The 9630-nt window shown below is 40.5% G+C and carries 11 protein-coding genes; 6 read left to right on the forward strand and 5 right to left on the reverse strand.

Annotated features, from left to right (window positions below; translation table 11 throughout):
• Window positions 1-193: 193 nt before the first annotated feature.
• From tatA to IQ244_RS28710, 3 genes are all read right to left on the reverse strand, one after another.
• The gene (tatA, locus tag IQ244_RS28700; RefSeq protein ID WP_193900094.1) at window positions 194-367 is read right to left on the reverse strand and encodes a twin-arginine translocase TatA/TatE family subunit; all 174 of its coding nucleotides are present in this window, start codon (window positions 365-367) and stop codon (window positions 194-196) included.
• Between the two features lie 152 nt (window positions 368-519).
• Entirely contained in the window at window positions 520-744 is a 225-nt protein-coding gene (locus IQ244_RS28705) for a hypothetical protein (RefSeq protein WP_193900095.1), read from the reverse strand.
• 144 nt (window positions 745-888) lie between these two features.
• Window positions 889-2367, reverse strand: a complete 1479-nt coding sequence (locus IQ244_RS28710) for a serine/threonine protein kinase (protein WP_193900096.1) — start codon at window positions 2365-2367, stop codon at window positions 889-891.
• A gap of 92 nt (window positions 2368-2459) precedes the next feature.
• Here IQ244_RS28710 and cbiT point away from each other — a divergent pair, with 92 nt between their 5' ends.
• Window positions 2460-3062 (forward strand): precorrin-6Y C5,15-methyltransferase subunit CbiT, encoded by a 603-nt coding sequence (gene cbiT / locus IQ244_RS28715; RefSeq protein WP_193900097.1) that lies wholly within the window; start codon window positions 2460-2462, stop codon window positions 3060-3062.
• 80 nt (window positions 3063-3142) lie between these two features.
• Window positions 3143-4027, forward strand: a complete 885-nt coding sequence (locus tag IQ244_RS28720) for a phosphatidate cytidylyltransferase (protein ID WP_193900098.1) — start codon at window positions 3143-3145, stop codon at window positions 4025-4027.
• Window positions 4028-4103: 76 nt separating this feature from the next.
• Here the strand turns inward: IQ244_RS28720 and IQ244_RS28725 are convergent, their stop codons facing one another.
• Window positions 4104-4817: a DUF2993 domain-containing protein gene (locus IQ244_RS28725; RefSeq protein ID WP_193900099.1), complete on the reverse strand. Its 714-nt coding sequence runs from the start codon at window positions 4815-4817 to the stop codon at window positions 4104-4106.
• 140 nt (window positions 4818-4957) lie between these two features.
• On the opposite strand from IQ244_RS28725, the gene IQ244_RS28730 reads away from it, so the two are divergent.
• Both IQ244_RS28730 and IQ244_RS28735 read left to right on the forward strand, forming a co-directional pair.
• Entirely contained in the window at window positions 4958-5752 is a 795-nt protein-coding gene (locus tag IQ244_RS28730) for a pseudouridine synthase (protein ID WP_193900100.1), read from the forward strand.
• Window positions 5749-6558 (forward strand): helix-turn-helix domain-containing protein, encoded by an 810-nt coding sequence (locus tag IQ244_RS28735; RefSeq protein WP_193900101.1) that lies wholly within the window; start codon window positions 5749-5751, stop codon window positions 6556-6558. The genes IQ244_RS28730 and IQ244_RS28735 overlap by 4 nt, the downstream gene beginning before the upstream one ends.
• Window positions 6559-6654: 96 nt before the next feature.
• Here the strand turns inward: IQ244_RS28735 and malQ are convergent, their stop codons facing one another.
• A complete protein-coding gene (gene malQ, locus IQ244_RS28740; RefSeq protein WP_193900102.1) occupies window positions 6655-8163 on the reverse strand; it encodes a 4-alpha-glucanotransferase in 1509 nt (502 codons plus the stop codon).
• Window positions 8164-8332: 169 nt separating this feature from the next.
• Between malQ and IQ244_RS28745 the strand changes: the two genes are divergently transcribed.
• Both IQ244_RS28745 and IQ244_RS28750 read left to right on the forward strand, forming a co-directional pair.
• A complete protein-coding gene (locus IQ244_RS28745; RefSeq protein WP_193900103.1) occupies window positions 8333-8767 on the forward strand; it encodes an NUDIX domain-containing protein in 435 nt (144 codons plus the stop codon).
• A gap of 98 nt (window positions 8768-8865) precedes the next feature.
• A complete protein-coding gene (locus IQ244_RS28750; protein WP_228059213.1) occupies window positions 8866-9537 on the forward strand; it encodes a pentapeptide repeat-containing protein in 672 nt (223 codons plus the stop codon).
• Window positions 9538-9630 lie beyond the last annotated feature (93 nt).

The raw sequence follows: 9630 nt of genomic DNA on the forward strand, positions 1-9630 counted from the left end.
ATAAAGGCGCGAAAATTTCGCGCCTTTATATTTTGACTGAATTTATAGCAGGTTACAGGTTAAAGAGGACAGAGTTAAAAGTCTTTTATTGTCTAAGTTTTATCGCTTATCGATGTCCTAACTATCTTGGCTACAGCTATATTAGTTTGATAACTGAAAAAACTTAAATATCTAGAAGGTGGGCAAAGCCTACTTATTCATGTTCTTTTTCCGAACTAGTTTCATCATTAGAAGTATTCAATTCTTCCTTAAAACCCCGGAGAGTTTTACCTAGGGCATTTCCCAATTCAGGAATTTTTTTAGGCCCAAAAATTAGCAGCGCGACTATGGCAATTACACCCACTTCTGGCCATCCAAGTCCAAACATATATAGATCCTCTATTCTATTGTGATTTTTTAATTAAATATTTTGGATTAAGACTCATCTCGATCAGCTGCTGTAGGATATGGCATTTTAATCAAAATTACCACTAAATATACAACATTATTAAATCATTCTTGAATACAAAGATCTAGCATTTATCGAAGAAGTTGGGGATCTTCGCTTTTTGCTCTTTCCTTCTTATATTCATCCCAAGATATAGTACCGTTAATTTTTGAGTCGGCAATTTCAGCATAAGCATATCTCATCTCTTCTTCATCCTCTAGCAGTTCTAAAACTTTTTCGAGAGTGCTTTCAGGAGCAGCATTTAAATGTGATTGAATTAGTTCAAGTAAAGATTGTCTTTTGGTGATATTTTCCATTTTTAACTCTCTAAATATTATCTATAAGAATCCGACTTGATTGTTGAAATTACTTGTATAGGTAGGAAATAGGGAACAGGACAAGAAGTAACAGAGGTATACTGAGTTTTTTTCTTCAAATCAAATATGATTCCTATAGTTTGTTTATTCGTGTTGAATTGGTATACCTAACCAATCGCTTAATTCATGGGCTAACCATGCCAGTTCTACTTCTGCTAAGACTATACCTGTGTGACCACCAAGCAGATATTTTTTTACTCCCACCCACAGTTCTAATTGTGCTGGAACTTTAGTACGATTACCTTCTCCATCTTTAATAAAATGCTGAGGGATATAAAGTAACTTGCTGATATCTTGTCTGGGTAATGGTGGAGATCGATGAAATGTGAAGCCAAACAAATCACGGTTGAAGCTAACTTGCTGATGATCTATCCATAATCGCAGTCTGCCAAATAAACCAAATATTAAGCCCCAGATCATCACAAAGCCAGCACTCCAAAAAGGTAATGAGAACAAAACAAAGGGAATATTTGCGGGAAAAGGAGCAGCAAGAGCGTTGATTGTCCAAAATAAAATAAATGAATTCCAAGCGATCGCAAATACACCAGTCGATAGCATAGATGTATGAAAACCACTTGGTGGAATACTAATTTCTAGCACATCCCAATTTTTTGTGAGTTGAATTTTGCTCCCAGCAGGTTTAGAAACATCTGTGGTGAGATGATGAGAAACCCAATTATTTCCATCCCAATACCAATGACCTCTAATCCAGTCTGACAGGTTAATTTCTGCTGGTTGGGGTTTTTGTAAAAGTTTTGGATGTTCCAACGCTGCTAGTGCTGCATTTGCCGAAGTCAAGCGTCTGTCTAAACTGGGTTCAGTCATCCACTTTAACCACTGAGTCAAACTAGAACTGAGATTAACTGCGGTATCAAATTGCATCCGAAAATCTTTTTGGGGTAAATCAGCCGGGTGAGTACCTGTAACCAAATAAATTAAAGTTGCACCTAAACTATAAAGGTCAGATGCAGGTAAGGTACGTCCACCAAATTGTTCTGGTGGCATATAACCGTAAGTACCTACTACCGTCCGTGTTCCACCTTCAGCGGCTAGGACTGTTTGCACCGAACCAAAATCGACTAAATAAACTTGACCAACACTGTTACCAGAGCGATCGCCCAATAAAATATTGCTAGGCTTAAGATCACGGTGGATCACCGGTGGATTTAAACCGTGTAGATAAGTCAAAATTTCTAAAACTGCCGTGGCTATCTGTTTAACTTCAATTTCTGGAAAACTCCGCCCAGATTGTAAGTATTGCTCTAAAGTTTGGGCCGGGATATAAGTTTGTACTAAAGCAAATCCTTTAATGGTCGGCGAATTAACCTCAAAATAGTCTAAATAGCGAGGAATAGCAGGATGTGATAAAGATTTTAAAGTTTCGGCTTCACGCTCAAATAACTTGAGATCATCCCATTCAAAGTCACTACTAAAAGAGAGTAACTTAATGATGACTAAAGCTTGAGTTGTTAAATCACGAGCAACAAACGTCCGTCGTCCTGCCTTTTTGCCCAACTGCTGTTGAATTTCGTAGCGATCGCCTAATATTTGCTCAGTGATCATGATTGCTTATGACGCTACATCGCAAAAATTTTTATAGTTTATGGTTTATCTAATCAGACAAGCCAACATCTTTAGTATAAATGTGTGTCTCTATGCCTTCCCAAAATTGGCCTTATGTTACTCCTGGTATTCCCGACGAATTATTTGAGCAATTACCGGGAATTCCCTTCAGCCAACGAGAAGTGCGGCTGTTATTGATTTCCCAACTCCGACTCAAACCTGATTCCGTATTTTGGGATATTGGTGCAGGAACAGGTACTATTCCCGTAGAAGTTAGCTTACTCTGTCCCCAAGGTAAAATTATTGCTATAGAACGAGATGAAGAAGTAGCTAACTTGATCAAGCGTAACTGCGATCGCTTTGAGGTAAAGAATGTTGAAGTTTTGGAAGGTAGCGCCCCAGAATGTTTACATGACATTAAGACAGTGCCTCATCGCGTTTGCATTGAAGGCGGACGCGCCATCCAGGAGATTTTGCAAGCAGTGTGGGATTATTTGCCACCATCAGGGCGAGTGGTCGCCACAGCTGGTAATCTAGAAAGTCTGTATGCTATTTCTCAAAGCTTTTCCCAGTTGCGAGCTGTAAATATCGAAGTCGTTCAGTCTGCTGTCAATCGCCTTGAGACCAGAGGTTTTTCTCAGACTTTTACAGCAGTTGATCCGATTTTTATCCTGAGTGGTGAGAAACTAGACTAAATCGAAAGTATGAAGTATGAAGTATGAAATTCACGCTTCACCCTTCACACTTCATACTTCAACATTTCATACTTACTTCTATGCCTTGGTCTCGAATTATTAGTGGAATTATTGCGATCGCCCTTGCTTTGGTGGCAACCCTGTTAGGTGGCTGGTATTTCACCATTGTGATTGCGGTAAGCATCTTTTTGGGTCAACTGGAATATTTTAATTTAGTACAGGCTAGAGGCATTGTCCCTGCTGCGAAAACCACCATATTTGTCAGCCAAGTCTTACTGATCATCTGTACGATGGACGGCAATTTAGCTGACGCTGTGCTACCTCTGGGTGGAACTGTCATTTGTTTTTATCTGCTATTTCAGCCAAAAATGGCGACAATTGCTGACATTTCCGCTTCGATTATGGGGTTATTTTATGTAGCTTATCTGTCGAGCTACTGGGTAAGATTACGAGGCATTGGGAGTGCAGCCGTTAGCAATATTCCGTTAAAAGGTTACTGGCCTAATTCTTGGACTGATATTTTAGACCAAAAAAATTTAGTCGCTTTACCACCAGGATTCACATTAACAATACTGGCGTTCTTATGTATTTGGGCAGCAGATATAGGCGCTTACGTTGTTGGCAAATTCTTCGGTAAAACCCGCTTGTCAGACATTAGCCCGAAAAAAACTGTGGAAGGTGCAGCATTTGGTATAGCCGCCAGCGTGGCTGTAGCGATCGCCGGCACCTATTATCTTCAGTTACCCAAATTTCTCTTTACAGGCGCAGCTTTGGGTTTACTGATTGGTATTGCTAGTCTGTTAGGCGATTTAACCGAATCTATGCTCAAGCGCGATGCTGGGGTGAAAGACTCTGGACAGTTGATCCCCGGTCATGGTGGCATCTTAGATCGCACCGATAGTTATATTTTCACAGCACCATTGGTCTATTATTTCGTTACTTTATTGTTGCCGTTGATTGAGTGAAGGTAGGAGGTAGGGGGCAGAAGGCAGAAGGCAGGAGGGAGGTATGAAGAATTTCCCACTTCACACTTCATACTTCTTACGGGTTCACATTAATCTTGCCACGACAAACTAATTGCGCGGGGATCACACTGAGTTCTTGAATGTCAGCATCGGAACCTAAATCTAGATTGTAATCATTATTACCTAGCATCAGTGGAGAAGCATTTTCTATAACTTGAATCTGTGATAACCGTAATTCATGATTACTAACTAAATTTAAATTTAAAGATATTTCCAGAGGTGTATTTTCATTGGAACATGTTACGATAGCACCCAGAATTATTCGATGATTCTCCAAAATAATTTTTTCCCAAGCTATTTGCTTGGGTTTTAGGCAGTGTTCTGGTAAAAGTTTAACCAGTACTTCATTTAAAGCAGTCGATAATAGTTCGGATGAGACGGAACTGTTGAGATCTTTCTCGTCTACGATTAGTTCGCCAACCACTGGTACTGTTACCAACAGTCGTAATGGCTGGCCTTTCAGTACTGCGCCTATGTTGACCTGAATATTCTCCGCTACGAGTTGAATTCGTGTAATATGGAGGCCTTGATAGACTGCATCGGTTGCAAAAATAGAAACCCAAGGAATACGCCCAGAGAGAAGTTGGCGATCGCTGGCTTTAATATCCACCTCTAACTGGGATACATGGCTCACTTGCGCTCTTAACCAGAGTTTGACCGCTGTTGTGAGGACATTAGTGATAATTCGTATTTTATTTGCACCTTTTGCTTGGGAATTTTTTTCAGGCATGGAACTATTTTGTTGATGAGTTTTAGCGCATCAACTAACTAAACTGAAACAAGCTTTAAATGTAACATTTATGGCTATTCAGTACAAAATGCAAATATTATTATTATTTAAAGGTTGAATAAAGAATAAGTAATTTCAACATGGAGGTAAGGTTACAAAAGGTTCTAGCTCAGTTAGGTATTGCCTCACGGCGAGAAGCTGAAGAGATGATTCGGCAGTCGCGTGTGCAGGTAAATGGGGTATCAGCGCATTTAGGTCAAAAAGTTGACCCGCAAAAAGATGCGATCGCTATTGATGGCAAGTTAATTTCTGCCGCAGAGCGTCCGCCTTTAATATATTTGTTGCTACACAAACCACCAGGAGTGGTTTCGACTTGCGCCGATCCTCAAGGCAGAAAGACTGTTTTGGATTTACTACCCAAAGAGTTACGTGCAGGTTTAGGTATTCATCCTGTTGGTCGTCTAGATGCAGAGTCTACAGGCGCATTAATTCTCACAAACGACGGAGAACTAACATTTGGACTCACCCATCCACGCCATAGTATTTCTAAAACTTATCGTGTCGTGGTCAAAGGCCATCCTTCACAAGCAGTAATAGAAAAGTGGTCTCAAGGTGTGATGTTAGATGGTAGAAAAACGCTGCCTGCTCAGGTAAATCTTATAGAAAGTTTTGCAGAAAATAGCTGTTTAGAAATAGTGTTAAAGGAGGGCAGAAATCGCCAAATTCGCCGTGTAGCTGAGATTTTAGAACATCCAGTCATTAGATTATATCGAACTGCTATAGGTTCAATTAAATTAAAAAACCCCAAAGAAACCTTTTTACGTGAAGGCCAGTATCGTTCTCTAAAAGATGAAGAAATTCGCTTTTTGCAAAAGAGCATCAAGCACAGAAATATTAAAGACTCAGCTGAGGTAAGGAGCGTAGCAAAAGCATGAAGTGGTTTAAGTTTAAAAGAAAAAATAATCAGCAGCCAACACTCACTCTAGAACAACTACGAGCAGAAAAGTTGAAAGAATTGGGCGCTCAACTTTGGGCGGCTCGTCAAGAACGGAGTTTGTCTCTAGAAGAAATGATGGCAATTACCAAAATTTCACGGCGGTTGTTGCAGGCGATTGAAGAAGGTAATCTCGAAGATTTACCAGAACCAATTTATATTCAAGGATTTATTCGGCAATATGCTGATGCGTTAGGCTTGAACGGCACAGAATTTGCTAAGACTTTTCCTGTGGCTTCTATGCCAGTTGTTAACGCAGCATCTGTTCCAATCAACAGGTCAATGAATCTATTACGCCCGATTCATCTTTACCTGCTGTACATAGTTGTGATTATTTGCTCTGTTAGCAGCTTATCGAAAGTGTTAAGCAATGCGGAATTTAGCGCTGATAACAATCAGCAAAGTCAGCCACAACCAGAGACTGTTTTACAGCCAACACCTAATCAAGATCAAGAAAATACACAAGCTCAGTCTGTTAGCAACAATCAAGAACATCAAACCGTGCAGATTGGTGTCACCTTGAAGGAAGCATCTTGGATTCGTGTAGTAGCTGATGGCAAAACCGAGTTTGAGGGAATTCTACCAGAGGGAACCCATCGTGTTTGGAAAGCCCAAGAACAACTGACAGTGAAAACTGATAATGCTGGTAGTGTGATGATGAGCGTTAATCAGGAGGAAGCCAAGCAAATGGGAGAACCTGGAAAATCAGAAGAAGTGAAGATTGCTGCGGCCAAGCCTCAATCTTAATAAAGATCCGGGCGAGAAAAGGCAGGGGAGATATAGTCGCGGGGAGCAAGGGGGAAATATTATCTCCCTGGCTCCCTGCCCCCTACCCTAGTTATTTCATTTTTGTTTGGGAGCGCGACCGTATAATTGAGTTAAAGTTTTTAAGCGATCGCTTACTTCTCTTGTAAGTACATCTGAATGATAGCGCCACCCCCAATTACCTTCAGCCACACTGGGGAAATTCATCCGCGCATCAGTTCCTAAGCCTAAAACATCCTGCAAGGGAATAATTGCTTGATTAGCAACGGAACTTAAAGCCAAGCGAATAATATCCCAATGTACTCCTTCAGGACTGATACAACCTAAATACAGCAGGAAGTTACGTTTCTCGTAATCATTGGCTTTGTCAAACCAGCCAACGCTTGTGTCATTGTCATGGGTTCCGGTATAAACTACAAAATTCTGCGAGTAGTTGAATGGTAAAAATGGATTACCGGGATCAGAACCAAAGGCGAACTGTAACACCTTCATCCCTGGAAATTCATACTTGTCGCGGAGTGCTTCTACCTCTGGTGTAATTACACCCAAATCTTCAGCCAATACAGGTAGTTTGCCGAGATTGTCTTTAATTGCATCAAACAATTCTTCCCCAGGCGCTTTCATCCACTCCCCATTAATTGCTGTTTCTTCTCCTTGCGGGACAGCCCAATAAGCTTCAAATCCTCGAAAGTGATCAATGCGAATTACATCTAAATAATCCAGCATTGCTTCAAAGCGACCTATCCACCACTTAAAGTTCTGTTTTTGCAATTCTTCCCAGTTGTAAACTGGGTTTCCCCATAATTGACCAGTAGCACTAAAATAATCTGGTGGAACTCCCGCCATCAGTTTCGGTTCTCTGGTTTCTTCATCTAGACAAAAGATTTCGGGATGCGACCACACGTCAGAGCTATCTTGAGCTACATAAATGGGAATATCGCCAATAATTTGAATACCGCTCATATTGGCATAAGCTTTGAGTTCCGACCATTCACGGAAAAATTCAAATTGAATGAATTTGTAATAAAAAATCTCAGCGTTTAACTGCTGTTTTGCTTGCGCGATTGCTTCTGGTTCGCGCTTGACTAGTGCTGGTTCCCAAGTATGCCAGCTTGTTCCTTCGTGAGCATCTTTCAGCGCCATGAACAAGGCATAATCATCTAACCAATAAGCTTTGCTGTCACAAAAACCGGCAAATTCAGTTTGTTGTATGGGTGTTGCTTGCTCTTGAAAATTTTTGCAGGCTTTTTTGAGCAGTTCAACCTTAATTGCGAAAATCTTGTCATAATCTACCTGAGAAGTGTTAAATTCTGGCAGATTAGCAAAGTCTTGTTCAGCTAGTAAACCTTGCTCTTGCAGTTTGTCGGGGCTAATAATTAGGGGATTCCCCGCCATTGCAGAATAAGCCGCATAAGGAGAATTACCATAACCAGTTGGCCCTAAAGGCAAAACTTGCCAATATTGCTGGTAGCTTTCTCTGAGAAAATCAATAAACTTATAGGCTTCTAAGCCTAAATCACCAATACCAAATCGGCTGGGGAACGAGGTAGGATGCAGCAAAATGCCGCTGGATCTGGGAAAAGGCATATTTATTTAATTTCAAGTATAAGTAAGTATAAGTCTGAAGGACACGCTGGGCGATCGCATTGAATTTATCACAGAACAGGAAGCTCTGGTCTTTTGTTCTTAGTCATTTGTCTTTTGTCCTTGGTTAGTGATCTAATGACTAATGACCATTGACTTTTGACTCTTGACTATGAATTACCGTAATCCTGCTCCAACGGTTGATATCATCATTGAATTGGTTGACCGACCACATCGGCCAATAGTGTTAATTGAGAGGCTTAATTCTCCATTTGGTTGGGCAATTCCCGGTGGTTTTGTTGACTATGGCGAAGCTGTAGAAGTAGCCGCAAAGCGGGAAGCTGAGGAAGAAACAAGTTTGCAGGTGGAGTTGATTGAACAATTTTTGGTTTATTCTGACCCCAGCCGCGACCCACGTCAGCATACGATTAGTATTGTATTTTTGGCTACGGCTACGGGAGAGCCAAAGGCGGGCGATGATGCCAAGGGTATAGGTGTTTTTGAGTCTTGGCTTGTACCGAGTAATTTATGTTTTGATCATGACCGCATTCTGCGAGATTATTGGCGTTATCGGCATTATGGTATACGTCCACGGTTAGGGTTTTGATTAACGAACCGCAAAGGACGCAAAGGGCGCGAAGAAGGAATACTGGTGACACAGAATCTTAGAGATTATACTGTGTCAGTGGTATTCAATGGTGCATTATGGATGCTGAGGAATTGTTGGAGAGATATGCCGCAGGGGAACGAAAATTTCATTCAGTAAATCTGAGTGAAGAAAATCTTCAAGGCTTAGACCTTATTGGGATAGACCTATACAATACAAATTTAACTGGTGCTAATTTAAGTGGCGCAAACTTAACAGAGGCAGACCTTAATAATACAAATTTTTCTAAAGCCTCTCTCAGCAATACACAGTTAAACTTCGTTAATGCTTCTTCAGCAACATTTTCTTGGACAGATCTCAATTGTGCTGACTTAAGTTGGTCAAATCTGAGTAGTGCTAATTTAAATTATGCGAACTTAGAACAAGCAAATCTAACAGGTATAAATCTGAGTAGTGCAAAATTAATTTATGCAAATCTAGATACAGCAGATTTGAGTGGAGCCAATCTTAGTAGTGCAGAGCTAAATGTGGCTTCATTAGCTGGAGCTAATTTAAGTAAAGCTAACCTCACCAAAGCAAATTTAGGTGATGCTTATTTAATAGGATCTGACTTCACTTTGGCAAATTTAACTGAAGCTATATTGGAAGATGCTAAACTCCAAAACACTAAATTTCATAGAGCAAATCTCTACAAAGTGAATTTGTCAGGGATGAACTTAACTGGTATAGACTTTACCCCTCTTCTGTCACTTTCCGAGTATTCTAAATAAAAGGATTAAAAGAAAAAACTCTGGAAGGTAAGCAGGGCAATGGATGTGGAATTACAAATCCTGAAACATTTACGTCGAGACGCTCACCCAACA

The sequence above is a fragment of the Nostoc sp. LEGE 06077 genome (assembly GCF_015207705.1).
Lineage (GTDB): Bacteria > Cyanobacteriota > Cyanobacteriia > Cyanobacteriales > Nostocaceae > Nostoc_B.

What these genes read in the sequence shown, in the direction of transcription:
- IQ244_RS28720 (WP_193900098.1), top strand. Translation starts at nt 3,143, where the DNA reads ATGCCTTGGTCTCGAATTATTAGTGGAATTATTGCGATCGCCCTTGCT.
- IQ244_RS28725 (WP_193900099.1), bottom strand. Translation starts at nt 4,817, where the DNA reads ATGCCTGAAAAAAATTCCCAAGCAAAAGGTGCAAATAAAATACGAATT.
- IQ244_RS28735 (WP_193900101.1), top strand. Translation starts at nt 5,749, where the DNA reads ATGAAGTGGTTTAAGTTTAAAAGAAAAAATAATCAGCAGCCAACACTC.
- IQ244_RS28705 (WP_193900095.1), bottom strand. Translation starts at nt 744, where the DNA reads ATGGAAAATATCACCAAAAGACAATCTTTACTTGAACTAATTCAATCA.
- tatA (WP_193900094.1), bottom strand. Translation starts at nt 367, where the DNA reads ATGTTTGGACTTGGATGGCCAGAAGTGGGTGTAATTGCCATAGTCGCG.
- malQ (WP_193900102.1), bottom strand. Translation starts at nt 8,163, where the DNA reads ATGCCTTTTCCCAGATCCAGCGGCATTTTGCTGCATCCTACCTCGTTC.
- IQ244_RS28750 (WP_228059213.1), top strand. Translation starts at nt 8,866, where the DNA reads ATGGATGCTGAGGAATTGTTGGAGAGATATGCCGCAGGGGAACGAAAA.
- IQ244_RS28730 (WP_193900100.1), top strand. Translation starts at nt 4,958, where the DNA reads ATGGAGGTAAGGTTACAAAAGGTTCTAGCTCAGTTAGGTATTGCCTCA.
- IQ244_RS28745 (WP_193900103.1), top strand. Translation starts at nt 8,333, where the DNA reads ATGAATTACCGTAATCCTGCTCCAACGGTTGATATCATCATTGAATTG.
- IQ244_RS28710 (WP_193900096.1), bottom strand. Translation starts at nt 2,367, where the DNA reads ATGATCACTGAGCAAATATTAGGCGATCGCTACGAAATTCAACAGCAG.
- cbiT (WP_193900097.1), top strand. Translation starts at nt 2,460, where the DNA reads ATGCCTTCCCAAAATTGGCCTTATGTTACTCCTGGTATTCCCGACGAA.